This is a genomic window from Paraburkholderia sediminicola (genome assembly GCF_046030555.1).
In the GTDB taxonomy this organism is placed as follows: Bacteria; Pseudomonadota; Gammaproteobacteria; order Burkholderiales; family Burkholderiaceae; genus Paraburkholderia; species Paraburkholderia sediminicola_E.
In genome coordinates, this window is the sequence record NZ_JAQQCH010000029.1 from 53,827 (window position 1) to 70,495 (window position 16,669).

Annotated in this window: 10 protein-coding genes and 1 pseudogene; 8 read left to right on the top strand and 3 right to left on the bottom strand. The window is 63.9% G+C overall.

Annotation, left to right across the window (positions count from 1 at the left end):
• Positions 1 to 186: 186 nt before the first annotated feature.
• From PQQ52_RS29965 to PQQ52_RS29980, 4 genes are all read left to right on the top strand, one after another.
• Entirely contained in the window at positions 187 to 714 is a 528-nt protein-coding gene (locus tag PQQ52_RS29965; protein WP_408219684.1) for a PRC-barrel domain-containing protein, read from the top strand.
• Between the two features lie 35 nt (positions 715 to 749).
• On the top strand, positions 750 to 1,160 hold the full coding sequence (locus PQQ52_RS29970) for a DUF3175 domain-containing protein (protein ID WP_408219687.1): 411 nt from the start codon (positions 750 to 752) through the stop codon (positions 1,158 to 1,160).
• A 93-nt stretch (positions 1,161 to 1,253) separates the two neighbouring features.
• Positions 1,254 to 2,573: a cation:proton antiporter gene (locus PQQ52_RS29975; protein WP_408219690.1), complete on the top strand. Its 1,320-nt coding sequence runs from the start codon at positions 1,254 to 1,256 to the stop codon at positions 2,571 to 2,573.
• A gap of 42 nt (positions 2,574 to 2,615) precedes the next feature.
• Positions 2,616 to 3,185, top strand: coding sequence for an FUSC family protein (locus PQQ52_RS29980; protein WP_408219693.1), 570 nt, complete (start codon positions 2,616 to 2,618; stop codon positions 3,183 to 3,185).
• Here PQQ52_RS29980 and PQQ52_RS29985 read toward each other — a convergent pair.
• A complete protein-coding gene (locus tag PQQ52_RS29985) occupies positions 3,182 to 3,379 on the bottom strand; it encodes a helix-turn-helix domain-containing protein (protein ID WP_408219696.1) in 198 nt (65 codons plus the stop codon). The genes PQQ52_RS29980 and PQQ52_RS29985 overlap by 4 nt on opposite strands.
• A gap of 3 nt (positions 3,380 to 3,382) precedes the next feature.
• Between PQQ52_RS29985 and PQQ52_RS29990 the strand changes: the two are divergent.
• Positions 3,383 to 3,583 (top strand): annotated as a pseudogene (locus PQQ52_RS29990) (carboxymuconolactone decarboxylase family protein); the annotation flags it as partial.
• A 144-nt stretch (positions 3,584 to 3,727) separates the two neighbouring features.
• Here the strand turns inward: PQQ52_RS29990 and PQQ52_RS29995 are convergent.
• On the bottom strand, positions 3,728 to 4,783 hold the full coding sequence (locus PQQ52_RS29995) for an aldo/keto reductase (protein WP_408219699.1): 1,056 nt from the start codon (positions 4,781 to 4,783) through the stop codon (positions 3,728 to 3,730).
• Between the two features lie 336 nt (positions 4,784 to 5,119).
• Between PQQ52_RS29995 and PQQ52_RS30000 the strand changes: the two genes are divergently transcribed.
• The 3 genes from PQQ52_RS30000 to pdeR all read left to right on the top strand — a co-directional run bounded on the left by PQQ52_RS30000 (position 5,120) and on the right by pdeR (position 15,305).
• Positions 5,120 to 8,461, top strand: coding sequence for an autotransporter outer membrane beta-barrel domain-containing protein (locus PQQ52_RS30000; protein ID WP_408219702.1), 3,342 nt, complete (start codon positions 5,120 to 5,122; stop codon positions 8,459 to 8,461).
• 102 nt (positions 8,462 to 8,563) lie between these two features.
• Complete coding sequence (locus PQQ52_RS30005) at positions 8,564 to 13,069, top strand: DEAD/DEAH box helicase (RefSeq protein ID WP_459252562.1); 4,506 nt, start codon at positions 8,564 to 8,566, stop codon at positions 13,067 to 13,069.
• Positions 13,070 to 13,301: 232 nt separating this feature from the next.
• Positions 13,302 to 15,305, top strand: coding sequence for a cyclic di-GMP phosphodiesterase (pdeR, locus tag PQQ52_RS30010; protein WP_408219708.1), 2,004 nt, complete (start codon positions 13,302 to 13,304; stop codon positions 15,303 to 15,305).
• 173 nt (positions 15,306 to 15,478) lie between these two features.
• Here the strand turns inward: pdeR and PQQ52_RS30015 are convergent, their stop codons facing one another.
• On the bottom strand, positions 15,479 to 16,366 hold the full coding sequence (locus tag PQQ52_RS30015) for a crotonase/enoyl-CoA hydratase family protein (RefSeq protein WP_408219710.1): 888 nt from the start codon (positions 16,364 to 16,366) through the stop codon (positions 15,479 to 15,481).
• Between the last annotated feature and the right edge of the window lie 303 nt (positions 16,367 to 16,669).

Consider the following 16,669-nt stretch of genomic DNA (forward strand, 5'->3'; position numbering starts at 1 on the left):
TTCTCCATGCAGATGAAATAGTTTCAAACGACCAGCACCCTTTACGTGCCGCTCGGGCGAACGGCCAGAAGAAGCACTGCGCAAGCACTGCGGTTCTGCCACGCCACAGCGTTTGCGACTCCACCAGATCCGAGGAACGCCGGTTGCTCAGTTCTGCGTACATCGAACCAGTAAGGGAGAACCATCATGCTTAACCAGACACAGACCCCTGGCAGAATGCGCCAGGACCAGGGCGCGCGTATCGTCGGCAAGGACAGCATGACCGCAGACGGTCCCGGCCCGGACGTGATGGCCGCAGCCACCCTCGACGGCAACAAGGTCATCAGCAGCGACGGTGAGGACATCGGCAAGGTCAAGGACATCATGCTCGACGTCGGCTCGGGTCGCATTGCGTATGTGGTGTTGTCGAGCGGCGGCTTTCTTGGCATCGGCGACAAATTGCTGGCGATTCCGTGGAGTGCACTGACACTCGATACAAAACAGAAGTGCTTCGTCCTCGACATGACAGCCGAACGCGTGAAAAACGCCCCGGGATTCGATAAGGATCACTGGCCGGCGATGGCCGACCAGACCTGGGCCACGTCCGTGCATCAGTACTACGGCAGCGAGCCCTATTGGGGGCGTGACCGGTACGATCGACGCGACGATCTGGGCGTCGGCGACATTCCGCCGGGTTCTTCGGATGCGCCGGAAGCCGGTGGCGTGAAGTTGTAATCCACGCGAACACGACGCGATAAGGAGGCGGCATCATGGCCACCCGAAAAACCGCCGCCAAATCGAAGCGCCCAGTTGCGGGCGGCAAATCAGGACGCCCACCGCGTCAGCGGCATGCCCAGGCGCATGCCGCGCATCGCGCGAAAACCGCAGGCGGAAGCAGCGCAAAGCATCCAGAAAAGTGGTCGCATCACGTGATGGAAACCAGCGACGCGATGGATATCGAACACGATATTTTCAAAACTGGCAGTGCGGAGTCGATCGCGAAATCGCTGAAACAGTCGTCGACGCATAGCCGCCGTCGCAAAGGCTCGCCGTTCCAGTCGGCCATGTCGATGCTGAACTTCTATATCAATCGCGCCGGCAGGAATCTGCCGAAGACGCGCCGCGACACCTTGCAACAGGCCAAACGCAAATTACGTGAGGCGTTCGGCCGCGCGCCTTGAAGTGACCCAGGTGACGTGGATGATGCGTTCGGGCGTGTTCCCTTCAACCAGCCGCGCATGCACAGTCCGCATGCCGGCCCCAACCGGATGCTCATGCACGAAACTCTCTGGTTTCTCATCGTCGGCGCCGTGCTCGTTTTCATGGGCGTGGCGGCGACGACATTCCGGCGCCTGCCCGTTAGCGCCGCCATGTTCTACCTCGCGATCGGCTACGCGCTCGGGCCATCCGGTGTGAACCTGTTGCGCCTCGATATCGTCGTCGATGCGCATCTGCTGCGAATCATCACCGAAGTCGCGCTGCTGGTCTCCCTGTTCGCTATCGGCCTGCGCTTGCGGCTCGGCGTACTCGAAAAGCTCTGGACCGTGCCACTGCGGCTCGGCTTCCTCGCCATGCTGGCGACCATTCCGCTGCTCACGCTATTCGGCGTGTATGCATTACATCTTGGCTGGGGGCCGGCCTTGCTGCTCGCGGCGATCCTCGCGCCCACCGATCCGGTGCTGGCGCATGACGTCCAGGTGCACAACCCCGGCGATCACGACCTGCTGCGCTTCGCGCTCTCCGGCGAAGGCGGCCTGAACGACGGCATTGCGCTGCCCTTCGCGCTGCTCGGCCTCGCGATCTGCGCGGCGCCCGCCGCACAAGCCGGCGACGTGCTGACTTTCAGGCTCGCCGGCAGCATCGTATGGGGCGTGGTCGGCGCGATCGCGATTGGCGGCCTGCTCGGCTGGGTCACGACGCATGCGGTCACCTGGTTGCGTACGCGCTACGCGCAGGCGCTTGGTCTCGAGGGCTTCTTCGCATTGGGACTGATCGAACTCTCGTTCGGCACCGCACAACTTGCGCATACCTATGGCTTTCTGGCGGTGTTCGCGGCGGGTGTCGCAATGCGCCGCGTCGAACATCGCGCGAGCGGCGGCGTTTCAGCGCGCAAAGCGATCGGCACAGTCGATTCCGAAGACGTCGAGGCCACCGCGGCGAATCCGAGCAAAGCGCATGCGTATATGACAGAGTCGGTGATGGGCTTCACGATCGAGCTCGAACGCATCGCCGAGGTCGCGGTGATGGCGATGGTCGGCAATGTGCTCGCCACGCTGCACGCGCCCCTTATTACGTGGCAAACAGTGGCGCTCACGGTGGCGCTGTTCGTCTTCGTGCGGCCGGTATCGGTGGAGTTGTCACTGCTGGGGTCGAGCGCGACGCCAGCACAGCGGCGTTTGATGAGCTGGTTCGGCATCCGCGGCATCGGCTCGTTTTACTACCTGGCGTACGCGCTCGAACAGGGCGCGGCGTCCGACGTCGTGCCACTGGTGCCGCTCGTGCTAGCCGTGGTCGCGGCTTCGGTCGTCATTCATGGTGTCTCGGCTACGCCTCTGATGAACTGGTATCACAGGCTGCGCAGCGGCCAACGCTAGAATACGAGTCCTTCATGCTGCAACAGGGCTCTTCCCCATTCGATGACCGCTCCCAACGATTCAAGACGTGCAGCGCGGACAAGTGCCGCCGACTCGCTGTTCGCGTTTCTCAAGTCGCTGCCGCTGGGCGACCGGCTGATCGAAGGCGGCGTGATGGCCGCGCAGGCGGTGGCCGGCGCCAGCCTTGCTTTCGCGATCGGCCGCTGGCTGCATACCGAACAAGCCTTCTGGGCTGCAATTACAGCGATCGCGGTCAGCCAGCATAGCTATATCGACACCCGCAAGCTCTCGCGCGATCAGTTCATCGGCGCGATGGTCGGGGGCGTGTGCGGTCTCGTCGGCGCAACGCTCGGCGGCGGCAATCTCGCGGCCTACGGGGCCACGGTTGCCGTGGCGATCGTAATTTGCTGGATCGTGAATGTGGGCAGCGCGGCGCGTCTGGGCGGCATCACCGCGACCATCATGCTGCTGGTGCCGGGCGTCGGTTCGCCGTGGGACAAGGCCCTGCTGCGCCTCGGCGAAGTCACGCTGGGCACGGTCTGCGCACTGCTGGTGACCTGGATCATGTCGTGGATCGAGCGGCGCTGGCTCGGTAAAACCGACAAGGTCTAGCCGGCTTTCTGATCGTCCTCTTGCGGTTGACGCCGGTAACGTCCCGGCGTCACACCGACGCTCTGTTGAAACGCCTTGCCGAAAGCGGCTTCCGATTGATACCCCACTGCCTCACCGATCTCCGCGGCGCTACGCCGCGTGCGCAGCAGCAGATCGCACGCCATCGTCATGCGGACCTGCGTGAGAAAGTCCATCACCTGCGATGCGACGGCTGTGTCACCGTGCACACGGCCGAAGCGCTGAAACACGGCGCGACACGCGAAGAAATCGCCGAAGCGCTGGGTGTGGCGATTGCCGTGAATGCGGGCGCCGCGATGGTGTATTCAGCACGCACAATGGACGCCGTTGCCGCTTATCAAGCGGACAGCAAGCCGGGCGGCGTGAGGCGCGCGATGTAGCGGTGTGGCGGCATGCCAGGCCGGGGCGCGAGGCAAACGCGCTACCCGGCTACCCGCTACCCGCTACCTGCCCGGCACGCTGCTCACTGCCCCGCCACGACCTTTCCGGCGCGCAATGGGCACAGCGGACGCCGCCGCTTCCAGCTAGCGCTGCACCGGATAACGCGCCTCTTCAAGCTGCTTGCGGCGCGGCTCACCCTGGCGCTCCTGCATCCAGCCCGGGTACTCAGGCGGCAGCGTGCTGACCTGATTGAGCTTCGCAAGCTCGTCGGCGGTCAACGCGACGCCGGTGGCGGCGATGTTATCGTCGAGTTGCTCGATTTTCTTCGCACCGACGATCACCGAGGTCACCACGCGTTGATGCAGCAACCACGCGAGCGCGATCTGCGCCACCGACACTTTTTTCGCCTCGGCGATATCACGCATCACGTCGATGCAGTCATACGCGCGCTCACGATTGACCGGCGGAAAGTCGAACGTCGTGCGACGGCTGCCGGCTTCGCCCTGCTGCTCGCGCCCATATTTGCCGCTCAGCAAGCCGCCCGCGAGCGGACTCCACACCATCAGGCCCAGACCTTCGCTATGCAGCATCGGTACGAGTTCGCGTTCGAGGTCGCGACCCGCCAGCGTGTAATACGCCTGTAGCGTTTCAAAGCGCGCGAGGCCGAGGCGCTCCGAAATGCCCAGCGCCTTCACGATCTGCCACGCGGCCCAGTTCGACACGCCGACATAGCGCACATGACCATGCTGAACCAGCGTATCGAGCGCGCGCATGGTTTCTTCGATCGGTGTGGCCGGATCGAAACCGTGGATCTGATACAGGTCGATGTGATCGAGTTGCAGGCGCTTCAGGCTCGCCTTGACCCCGTCGATGATGTGATAACGCGACGCCCCGCGCGCGTTCGGAAACGCTGCCGTCTGGCCGAATACTTTGGTTGCGACCACAACCTGGTCGCGCGGCACCTTGAGGCTCTTTAGCGCCTGGCCCGTGATCTGCTCGGACAGGCCGTCAGCGTAGACGTCGGCCGTGTCGATGAAATTGATACCCGCGTCGAGCGCCCGGCCGACCAGCCGCTCCGCGTCTTGCTGCTGCAGATCGCCGATCTGCTTCCATATGCCCTCGCCGCCACCGAAGGTCATCGTGCCCAGACATAGCTCTGAAACAAACACACCGGTACGGCCTAACGGGTTGTATCGCATCGTCGAGACTCCATCGTGGATTCGTGGATGAGTAGGTCGTACAGAGTACTGCACCTGGCCAATTTCGACAGGACCCGGCGTGAGTCCTGGCCAGCCCCCCGGCGAAACCCTGTTTCAAATTCCTTACGGTTCGCACCGCCGCTACGGTGACACTCTCCCCGATCGAACAGCCGCCTGCTCCCCACTAGCAAGGCGCCATGCGGGTCTCCAGCCAGCGTCGGTGATCCGCAACACATTCGTAAGTTATGCCGGAGGCAATTGGAAAGTTTTGGTAAGACGTGTATAAGTCGGACCATTCCGCTCGTATGGTGTAGTGCCTTAGCAAGGACCGCGCGTATGAAGAAGAAGAAAACGTTTGGAATCGGCCTGGGCAGCGTCGTGCTGCTCTCCAAAGCACTCACCCCTTCCGCAATGGCCGCATGCAGCAATACCGCGCCGCCGAGCAATACCACCGTCGCCTGCACGGGCAGCGGCCTCGCCGCCGTCGTTGCGCAAACCGGCAGCACCGGCGTGGCGATCAATGCCGATAGCACCGCCTCGGGCAATTTCGTACGCAGCGCCAATCCGGTCGTCTTCAGCGTCGACACCAATAGCACGATCAACAGCAGCGGCAACTTTTCGCTGACAGGTGGCGGGGGTACGGGCACCGTGCGCGGCGCCGTGCTGCTCGGCGTGGGCAACGGCAATCAGATCACCAACGCGAGCGGCGGAGTCATCACCACGAGCGGCGCCTTCAACGATGGCATGGCGGCCAACGGCAGCGGCAACACCTTGACCAACAACGGCTCGATCACCACCAGCGGCCCCAACGCCTATGGCATGACGGCCGCATGGGGACAAACGAACGTCGGCCAGTCGAACAACAAGTTGATCAACAGCGGTACGGTGACGACCTCGGGCAGCAACGCGCGCGCGGCTTCGATTCTGGGCGGCAGCGGCATCATCACCAACAGCGGCACGCTGTCCACCACCGGCTCGGCCAGTCCAACCGCTTATCTGCAAGGCAATAACGACCAGTTGATCAACAGCGGCACGATCAGCGCGAGCGGCAGCGCGTCGGACGCGGTGTTTTCGAACACGGCGGGATCGAGCTTCGTCGCGACGATCCAGAACCTCGCGGGTGGCAGCATCATCAGTCAGAACGGCTCCGGCATCCGTACGCTCAACGGCAACAGCACCATCATCAATGCGGGACTCGTGCAGAGCGGCATCGGCACGGCCATCACGATGGGCAACGGCAACGATGCGCTGATTCTGCAAACCGGCTCCGTGATCAACGGTACGGCCGATGGCGGAGCAGGAACGAATACGGTGACCTTGCAAGGCTCGGGCACGGCGTCGAATGCGTTTACCAACTTCCAGACCCTGCAGATGCAAGGCGCGCTGTGGAACTGGACCGGCAGCGGGACCTTCACCCTCGCGCACGTGCAAACGGGCACGCTCAATCTCACCGGTACGCTCGGCGCGAGCGCGACGGCGCTCGTCGATAGCGGCGCGACCTTGCAGGCGAATGCGCAGAACCTGCCTGCCACCGTCACCGACAACGGACTCGTGCGGTTTGCCCAGGACAACGCTGGCACCTATGCGGGATCGATCAGCGGCACGGGCGCAGTCGATAAAACCGGCGCCGGCGTGTTGACGCTCGCGCCGGCTGCGGCGAACGGCAACACCTACTCGGGCGGCACGACGATCGATCAAGGCACGATCGCCGTCGGCGCGGACAATGCGCTCGGAGCGAACACCGGTGGCCTCACGTTCAACGGCGGCGCACTGCAATTGACGACCAGCTTCGACCTCGCCAGCACGCGCGCCATCACCCTGGCAGCGGGCGGCGGCACGATCGATACGCAATCGTTCGATACGACGCTCGCCCAGGCCGTGAGCGGAACCGGCGCCTTGACGAAAACCGGCAGCGGCAGCTTGCTGATGACGGGCGTGAGCACCTATAGCGGCCCCACCACGGTCGCGGCGGGCACCCTCGCGATCGGCGATGCGGCGCATGCCAACGCTGCGCTGACGGGCGGCGGCGCCACTACGGTGGCCGGGGGCGCAACGCTCGGTGGCTACGGCAGCGTGACGGGCGCCGTAACGAACAACGGCACGCTCGCGGTGGCGAATGCGCTGCCGTCGTTTGCAAGCGAGGGGAATGGGGCGTTCTCGATCAACGGCTCGCTGGTGAATGCCGGACTCGTGCAGATCGGTGGCCCTGCCGCCGGGGGCGTGGGCAACCTGTTGAATGTGACGGGCAACTATGCCGGACAGAATGGCACCATCGGACTGAACACCGTCGTCGCCGGCGACGGCGCGGCATCTGATCGCCTCGTGCTGAGCGGCGGAACGGCCACCGGCTCAACGCGCCTGCAAGTCACGAACGTGGGCGGCCAGGGCGCACGAACGGTGGCGGACGGCATTCAACTGATTCAGGCAACCAACGGCGCCACGACCGACCCGAGCGCGTTCACGCTGGCCGCGCCGGTGAAGGCCGGAGCCTATTCCTACTATCTCGCCAAAGGCGGTGTGAGCAGCGGGACGACGGACAGTTGGTATCTGCGCAACACGGTTGCGCCGCTGCCCCCGGGCGTGACGCCACCGCCGCCCGTCACCACGCCAGGCTCGCCCGCTACACCTGGCGAGCCGCCCGCTGTGGAGCCCGGCGTACCGCTTGCGGCCGAGGGCACGCCGCCCTTGCCGCCCGCGCCGTCCGCGGGTTCGGCCGCCACGCCGCTGTATCGCGTCGAAGTGCCGGTCTACGCCGCGGCGCCCAGTGTCGCGCGCGAACTTGGCTTGATGCAGATCGATACGTTTCATGACCGGCAAGGCGATCAGGCCTTGCTGGATGACAGCGGCAAGCTGCCTGCCGCGTGGGGCCGCGTGTGGGGCGGCCATAGCGTACTGAGTCAGGACGGTGCAGCGAGCCCGCAATTCGACGGCTCGGTGTACGGCATCCAGGCCGGACAGGATCTGTATGCCGATCGCAGCGCGAGCGGCCAGCGCAATCACTACGGTTTGTTCGTCGGCTTCGCGCGGGCGACCGGTGACGTCGACGGCTTCGCGCTCGGCATGCCCAATCTCGCCGTGGGCCACCTGGCGATCAACGCATACAGCCTCGGCGGCTACTGGACGCACATCGGCCCGAGCGGCTGGTACACGGACGCCGTGCTAATGGGGAGTTCGTTGACCGTCGATCCGGCCTCGCGCGACGGCCTCAACACGACGACGCACGGCAACGCGGTGACCGGTTCGCTCGAAGGCGGCCTGCCGATTCCGCTCGGCGCGGGGCTCACGCTCGAACCCCAGGCGCAACTTGTGTGGCAGCACCTTTCGCTATCCGACTTCAACGATGGCGTGTCGAGTGTCGGCTTCAACAGCGGCAATACTTTCGTCGGACGAATCGGTGCACGCCTGCAAGGTCAGTTCGATGCCTTCGCGATCGCCTGGCGGCCTTACGTGCGGGTCAGCCTCTTACGCGAGTTCGGCTCCGACGACAAAGTGACTTTCGGCGGCGGGACCGTGATTCCGGGCACGGTCGGGCAAACTGCGGCGCAACTCGGCGCGGGCGTGATCGGTAAATTCAGCACGTCGGGCAGAGTGTTCGCGACGCTCGGCTGGGTGACGAACCTGGGTGGCGCGCACCAGAGAACGGTGACGGGCGATGCAGGGGTGCGCTGGGTCTGGTAGTTTCGCGCGAGCTGTGCTGCACAACCGTCGGCAAGGCCATTAAAAACCTGCCAGACTGATCCCTGATCCTCGAAACAGGGCGGCGTCTGCCGTCCTCTGGATATGGCACGGCGCGCCCCCATCTATGCAAGCATGACTTCGGCCCCGACATCCGCCGCCCTGGCGGCGCCTTCCGATTCTTCGGCTTTCGATCCAGTTCTGGAGCCGGCTTCAGAGGCCGCTCTGAACCCCGCTTTGGGCCCCAACCCGGCGAGCGCGCTGGATGACTTTCATCCCGCTGTCGCCGGCTGGTTCCTGAAGACGTTCCCCGCTCCCACCGACGCCCAGGCTGCCGCCTGGCCGCAGATTCGCAGCGGGCGCTCGACTCTGGTGGCCGCGCCGACCGGTTCGGGCAAAACCCTCACCGCCTTCCTGTCCGCGCTCGACGAACTCGTCCAGCAAGGCCTCGCCAACGGCGGCGTCCTGCCTGACGAAACCCTGGTGGTCTATGTCTCGCCGCTGAAGGCGCTCTCCAACGACATCCGCATCAATCTGCAAGTGCCGTTGCAGGGCATCGCCGCGGAACTCGACGCACGCGGCCTGCCGCCGCTCGACATCCGCACCGCCGTGCGCACCGGCGACACCACGCAGCAGGAACGCAACGCGCTCAAAAAGCGCGCGCCGCATATTCTCGTGACCACGCCGGAATCGCTGTACGTGCTGCTCGGCTCGGATTCAGGCCGCCGCATGCTGTCGACGGTGCGCACGGTGATCGTCGACGAAATTCATGCGCTCGCCGGCAGCAAGCGCGGCAGTCATCTGGCGCTCAGCCTCGAACGGCTCGACTCGCTGTGTCAGCGGCGCTTACCGCGCATCGGCCTGTCGGCGACGCAAAAGCCGGTGAGTGCCGTTGCGCGCTTTCTGGTGGGCGGCGCGGGCATCGAGAGCGGCACTCCCGCTGACTGCGCGATTATCGACGTGGGCCACATCCGCGAGCGCGATCTCGCACTGGAGATTCCGCCCGTGCCGCTCGAAGCGGTCATGCCCAATGAAGTGTGGGAGCGCGTCTATGACCGGCTCGCCGAACTGGTCGCGATGCATCGCACCACGCTGGTTTTCGTCAACACACGCCGCATGGCCGAACGCGCCGCGCGTCATCTGACCGAGCGGCTCGGCAAGGACGTGGTGGCCGCGCATCACGGCAGCCTCGCCAAGGAATATCGTTTCGACGCCGAACAGCGCCTGAAACGCGGCGAGTTGCGTGTGCTGATCGCCACCGCCTCACTGGAACTGGGCATCGATATCGGCGACGTCGATCTGGTCTGCCAGATGGGTTCGCCGCGTGCGATCGCGCCGTTCCTGCAACGTGTGGGGCGCTCGGGCCACCATGTTGGCGGCATGCCGAAGGGTCGGCTTTTTCCGGCTTCACGCGACGATCTGATCGAATGCGCGGCGCTGCTCGATTGCGTGCGGCGTGGCGAACTCGACGCGTTGCGGATTCCGCGCGCGCCGCTCGACGTGCTCGCGCAACAGATCGTCGCCGAGGTATCGAGCGCCGAATGGGGCGAGGACGCGTTGTTCGAGATGATGCGGCGCGCGGCGCCCTACGCCGATCTCGAACGCGAGCAATACGACGCCGTGCTGCACATGCTGGCCGTTGGCTATACGAGCCGCAACGGTCCGCGCGGCGCCTATATTCATCGCGACGCCGTGAGCGGCACCTTGCGCGGGCGGCGCGGCGGCAAACTGGTCGCCGTGACGTCGGGCGGCACCATTCCCGAGAACGCCGACTACGCGGTGGTGCTCGAACCGCAAGCGATCAATATCGGCACCGTCAACGAAGATTTCGCCGTCGAGAGTCTGGCCGGCGACGTGTTCCAGCTCGGCAACGCGTCGTACCGGATTCTGCGCATCGAAAGCGGCCGCGTGCGAGTCGAGGATGCACAGGGGCAGCCGCCGAATATTCCGTTCTGGCTCGGCGAGGCGCCGGGGCGCAGCGATGAACTGTCGTTCGGCGTTGCGCGCTTGCGCGAGGAGATTGGGCGCCTGCTCGACGGAGCGCCGGACGACACCGAAGTCATGACCGCGCGCCTCCAACGCGCGATCGACTGGCTCATCGACACGCTCGGTCTCGACGAAGCCGCTGCGCGGCAAATCGTCGACTATCTCGCCCGTGCACGCGCCGCGCTCGGCGTACTGCCGTCGCAAAACACGCTCGTGATGGAGCGTTTCTTCGACGAGTCCGGCGGCACGCAGCTCGTGATCCATGCGCCGTTTGGCAGCCGTGTGAACCGCGCGTGGGGTCTCGCGCTGCGCAAGCGCTTTTGCCGGAACTTCAATTTCGAACTGCAAGCCGCCGCCACCGAAGACGCGATCGTCCTCTCACTGACCGGCAGCCATTCGTTCGTACTCGATGAAGTGTGGCGCTACCTGCATTCGAACAGCGCCGAGCATCTGCTGATCCAGGCGCTGCTCGACGCGCCGCTGTTCGGCGTGCGCTGGCGCTGGAACGCGACCACCTCGCTCGGCCTGCCGCGTTATACCGGCGGGCGCAAAACCCCGCCGCAATTGCAGCGCATGCGTAGCGAAGATCTGCTGGCGAGCGTGTTTCCCGAGCAGGCCGCGTGTCTGGAGAACATCGTCGGCGAACGCGAACTGCCACGTCATCCCTTAGTCGACCAAACCGTCGACGATTGTCTGCACGAAGCGATGGACAGCGAAAGCTGGATAGCCTTGCTGCGTCGCATGGAACAGGGCGACGTGCAACTGATCGCCCGCGATTTGCCGGCGCCCTCGCCGCTTGCCGCCGAAATCCTCACCGCCAAGCCGTACGCCTATCTCGACGACGCACCGATCGAAGAACGCCGCACCCAAGCCGTGCAGAATCGCCGCTGGTCCGATCCGTCCAGCACCGACGACCTCGGCGCGCTCGATGCCGCCGCGATCGGCAGCGTACGCGGCGAAGCATGGCCACAGGCGCGCACCGCCGACGAGATGCACGAAGCGCTGACCGGCCTCGCCTGCATCAGCGAGGCCGAAGCGCGCAATGAAGAAGGCTGGCCGGGATGGCTCGCCTCGCTTGCCGAATCCGGCCGCGCGACCCGCCTGCGCATCGCCGCCGATAACGTGCTCTGGCTGCCCGCCGAGCGCCTGACCTGTTTCCAGGCGCTCTACCCTGATGCCCCGTTTGACCCACCGCTCACCGCACCGAAAGGCTACACCGACACCTGGCGCGCCGACGACGCACTGCTCGACCTGCTGCGTGCCCGGCTGACCGGCTTCGGCCCGTTGCCGGTACGCGCGATTTCGCAGGCGCTGATGTTGCCGGCGGCATCCGTCGAACAAACGCTGACGCGTCTCGAAGCGGAAGGCTACGTGATGCGCGGCCGCTTCTCGCCAGGCGCAAGCGAAGAAGAATGGTGCGAGCGTCATTTGCTTGCGCGGATCCACCGGTACACGGTGAAACGCCTGCGACGCGAAATCGAGCCGGTGGAACGGCACGATTTCATGCGCTTTCTGTTCGAGTGGCAACATCTGACGCCGGACACGCGCGCCGAGGGACGTGAGGCCCTCGCCGCCGTACTCGACCAGATGGAGGGTTTTCAGGCCGCGGCGGCCGCATGGGAAGAGGACATTCTGCCGGCCCGCGTCAAGGCTTACGCGAATGTTTCGCTCGACGAATTATGCCGCGCCGGCAAGATCGTCTGGACGCGTCTGACCGAGCGGGCACGCAGTGCGGCGGGACCGGTGCGCAGCACGCCGATCGTGCTTTTGCCGCGTGCTCAGGTGCGCGTCTGGAGTACGTTGATCGACACGTCGAAACAACCGGAGTTGTCGGCCCGGGCGCAGCGCGTCCATGACACGCTATCGCAACATGGCGCGATGTTCTTCGACGAACTGCTAACCGAAGTAAGCGGCTTGCGTATTGAACTGGAGAATGCGTTGGGCGAGCTGGTTGCAGCGGGTCTGGTGAATTCCGATAGTTTCGCCGGCTTGCGGGCACTGTTGAAACCCGTCGCCAAACGCAGTGCTTACTCGAGTAGCCGGCGTGTCAGGTCGAGCGCATTGATCGGAGGAATGGACGACGCAGGGCGTTGGGCGCTGGTCAGCCGGCGGCCCATTGTCGCCGCAACGGAGACCTCGCCCGCGCACCGTCAGCCGTTCGCCCCCGACGTACTCGAGCATGTCGCGATGACTTTGCTGCGCCGCTATGGCGTCGTGTTCTGGCGTTTGCTCGTACGCGAGGCCGAATGGCTGCCGCCGTGGCGGGATCTGTTGCGCGTGTTTCAGCGGCTCGAAGCGCGTGGCGTCATTCGTGGCGGGCGGTTTGTGAATGGGCTCGCGGGTGAACAGTTTGCGCTACCCGAAGCGATTCCCTTATTGCGTGAGGTTCGAAGGCATGCGAACGATGGTGCTTTTGTGTGCGTCGCCGGAACGGATCCTTTGAATCTTGTGGGTACGTTGCTGGTCGGCGAGCGGGTGCCGGCTGTGGCGGGGAATCGGGTTCTGTATCGGGATGGAGTCGTGGTCGCGACGCTTGTTGCGGGGGCTTTCTGGTTTGACCCCTCGGTGGAAACGATTCCCGCGGAACGGGAGCACGCCCGGAGCCTGTTGGCCCGGCGCTTCTGAGTCAGTGCTGAGACACTGTTTGATGCGGTTTGGAGGTTTAACGCCCACGCGTGGCTCCTATAGAAGCCTAAAAAAGCGAGCCATTCCGACCGTTAATGTTTACAAGCCCGGTTTATAAGCCCGAACTGCAGCCGCTTCGCTACAATGGGCCAGTGTTTAAGTATGATGAAGACTGTCTGCCGCCAATCCGGCTTCACGAGCGGCTCACCGGCACACACCGCCCGGGGATCTCATGAACGACGACCAACACGATCAGGTGCTTTTTGCGCAGTTCGGCACAAGCAGCCCCTGCTGGCGTCTGTCGAACGACAGCAACGCGCTGGAACTCACGCCCGTTACCGGTGACGTGCCAGCCAATGTCGCCATTCCGCTGAATCCCCAACAGGCTTCGCAAATCCGTTGCCTCACCGGCATCACGTCGCATCTCGTCCTCGACGTGCGGCTGTTCGGCGAACCGCTGCGCCTGCACCTCGTCGGTAAAAAACTCGCCAGCAATACGTGGGCAGGCACCGCCTCCGCCTATGACGACACGGAATCCGTCGCGCGCGATCTGGTGCATGGTCTCTCTTTCGCCGAACAGGTCGTCTCCGAAGTCAATTCGGTCGTGGTTATCGTCGACAGGCACGGCCGGATACAGCGCTTCAACCGGCTCGCCGAGGAACTCACCGGTGTGAAGGAAGAAGACATCGTCGGGCGCAATGTGTGGGCGCTGTTCATGACCTCCGAATCCGGTGCGGCGTCGAGCCAGAACATCACGGGGTTCTTCAATCGCGGCGTCTCGTACGAAGTCGAGCGGCGTGTGAAAACCCTCAACGGCGAACGGCTCTTTCTATTTCGCAATAAGTTCGTTCACAGCGGCAGCGGCGTCGAAGAACAGTTTCTGATCTGCTCGGGTACCGACATCACCGAGGAACGGCTCGCGCAGGAACGGCTCACCGAACTGGCGAACACCGATTCGCTCACCGGCCTCCCCAATCGCAATGCGATCCAGGACAAGATCCGTACTGCCATCGAAGAAGCCAGTCCTGGCGAATCGGTCGGCATACTGTTCCTCGATCTCGACAACTTCAAGAAGGTCAACGACCACTACGGCCATGTCTTCGGCGACCGGCTGATCCGCGATGTGTCGGCGGCCATCCGCACCTGCCTGAACGAAGACGATGCGCTCGCACGCCTTGGCGGCGATGAGTTCATCGTGCTCGCCGCCAAAGGCACCGCTCATGATCTCGAAGCCACCGCGCAGCGCATTCTCGAACGCCTGCGCACGCCGTTCAGCCTGGGGCTCGTCGAGGTCTATACCGGTTGCTCAATTGGCATCGCGGTGTGTCCGGAACATGGCGACAACCTCGAATCGCTGATCCGTTCGGCGGACACGGCCATGTACGTTGCCAAAGACGAAGGCAAGCGCACCTACCGCGTGTTTTCGCCCGACATGGACCGCAAGGTCGCCGAGTACATGTGGCTCGACACCAACCTGCGGCGCGGTCTCGAAGAGGGGCAGTTCACGCTGCACTATCAACCCAAGCTCGTGCTCGCCACCGGCGTGGTGCAGGGCGCGGAGGCGCTGGTGCGCTGGAATTCGCCCGAGCGCGGGCAGATCATGCCGGCCGAGTTCATCCGTTATGCTGAAGAATCCGGGCTAATCGGCGTGCTCGGCCGCTGGGTCATGGAAACGGCCGCCAGACAGGCCGCCAAATGGAAGGCGGACGGCTACAACCTGCGCGTCGCGATCAACGTATCGGCGCGCCAACTGGTCGATACCGCCGTGGTGCGGCATTTCAGCGAGGCGCTGCAGCGCGCAGATCTCGATCCCTGCCTGATCGACCTGGAACTCACCGAGAGCTGCCTGATCGAGGACGAAGCAGCGGCGATCGATCTGATCACGCAGTTCCGCCAGCTTGGCGCGCAGGTCCATCTGGACGACTTCGGCACCGGCTATTCGTCGCTGTCGCAATTGGGCCGTATTCCGCTCGACGTCATCAAGCTCGACCGCAGTTTCGTCCGCTCCATCAATGCCGATACCAAAGCGCAGGCGCTCGTGCGCTCGATGGTGGTCGTCGCGCAAGAACTGAATTTCAAGGTGGTCGCGGAAGGCATCGAAACCGAATCGGAAGAGCTGTTCATGAAGGGGCTGGGCGTCGACTACGTACAGGGCTTCCTGTACGGCCAGGCCATGCCGGCCGCGGAATTCGAACGCTGGCTGCAGGATAGACAGAAGCTCAGACTGATTGCCTGAGCTTCCGCGTACCCGACCGAAGAAGTCCCCCGCCCCGAAAGAAGTCCCCCTTGGGGGATCGGGAGGGCGCTCCGAAGAAAGTCCCTTTGCGGCGGGATGGGGGGAGCGCCGAATAATGTCCCCTGGGGGACAAGGCCACAGTTACCGCTCCATCTCGCCGGGCCCAGATCGATTCAGGCGAAATTGGCCGCACTGGAGGCCGTCTGGCGCAGGTTCGAATTGCGGCGGTTTTGCAGCATCACCAGCCGCTCCATGAAGGCAAGGTCCTTCTCCTCGATCATGAAAGCGGCATCCACCCAATCCTCGGTAATTTCCATCAACTCGGCGCGCGACAGTTGCAGCACGCGCTGGCGCGCCCGAAGCATTGCGCGGATGCCGTTCATCTTCGGCCTGAGCGTGTCGATGAAGGTACGCGTCGCCATATAAGCGTCGCCCGGCTCGAACAGTTGGTCCACCAGCCCCTTGCCGAAGTGCCACTCAGCCGTATGCGATTCGCCGACGCCGATCAACTCTTCTGCCAGACGCATGCCCGCCTTGCGCGCGACCAGCGAATAACCGCCCATGCCCGGGAACAGGTTGAACGCAATTTCCGGAAAGCCCATGCGCACATCGTTCTGTGCCAGCAGGAAATGGTGTGCCAGTGCGGCCTCGAAGCCCCCTCCAAGCGCCGTGCCCTCCACCATCGCGATCGAAATCGCCCCCGTATCGAAACCGCGCGCCGCCGCGTGCACGCAATCGACGCAAGCTCGCGCGTAGGCCATCAAAACCTGGCGCTTACCGGAGCGGATCGTGTCCGCAAAAAAATCGAGATCGCCCCCGACGTTGAACATGGTCGGAATTAACGAGCCGGTCACCCAGAAATCGATCGGCAAGCCGGACTCTCGCGCTGCCTGCGCGAGGCCCAGAATGTCGTGCACCAGTTCGAGATTAAAACAGGGACGCGGCTGCGCCCGCAGCATCATCCACATGATGTTGCGGCCTTCTTCGTAGTAAGCGGAGACTTGCGACAAATTGCCGGCTTCGAGGAAGGGGCGGCAGGCGTGATGGTTATGCAGATTCATTTTGAATGGTCCTTTTAAGGTTAAACACTGGCATTGCAATGCGAGCCTAAATCAGACCGGAATGGGATGGGAGCGGGGTAACCAACAGATGAATGCAACACGGGTGCCAGGCCCCGTCGGACGGCGCGCGGCGGGGAGGTAAATCGGATGCCAAAGGATGGTGCAGGCGCAAACGCTTGCGCACCGGAGTTGAGCGAAATTAGCCAGCGGATGAGCGTCCGGTCGCAATAAATTAGTGAACGAACAAAGCTTGAATTTCTTGCCGGATTTGAAAGGAAAAGAAATAATTTTCGATTATGTAAT

Bases quoted from the DNA above. Each gene is read 5' to 3' on its own strand.
- PQQ52_RS29965 (WP_408219684.1), top strand. From the start codon at position 187: ATGCTTAACCAGACACAGACCCCTGGCAGAATGCGCCAGGACCAGGGC.
- PQQ52_RS29970 (WP_408219687.1), top strand. From the start codon at position 750: ATGGCCACCCGAAAAACCGCCGCCAAATCGAAGCGCCCAGTTGCGGGC.
- PQQ52_RS29975 (WP_408219690.1), top strand. From the start codon at position 1,254: ATGCACGAAACTCTCTGGTTTCTCATCGTCGGCGCCGTGCTCGTTTTC.
- PQQ52_RS29980 (WP_408219693.1), top strand. From the start codon at position 2,616: ATGACCGCTCCCAACGATTCAAGACGTGCAGCGCGGACAAGTGCCGCC.
- PQQ52_RS29985 (WP_408219696.1), bottom strand. From the start codon at position 3,379: ATGGACTTTCTCACGCAGGTCCGCATGACGATGGCGTGCGATCTGCTG.
- PQQ52_RS29995 (WP_408219699.1), bottom strand. From the start codon at position 4,783: ATGCGATACAACCCGTTAGGCCGTACCGGTGTGTTTGTTTCAGAGCTA.
- PQQ52_RS30000 (WP_408219702.1), top strand. From the start codon at position 5,120: ATGAAGAAGAAGAAAACGTTTGGAATCGGCCTGGGCAGCGTCGTGCTG.
- PQQ52_RS30005 (WP_459252562.1), top strand. From the start codon at position 8,564: ATGGCACGGCGCGCCCCCATCTATGCAAGCATGACTTCGGCCCCGACA.
- pdeR (WP_408219708.1), top strand. From the start codon at position 13,302: ATGAACGACGACCAACACGATCAGGTGCTTTTTGCGCAGTTCGGCACA.
- PQQ52_RS30015 (WP_408219710.1), bottom strand. From the start codon at position 16,366: ATGAATCTGCATAACCATCACGCCTGCCGCCCCTTCCTCGAAGCCGGC.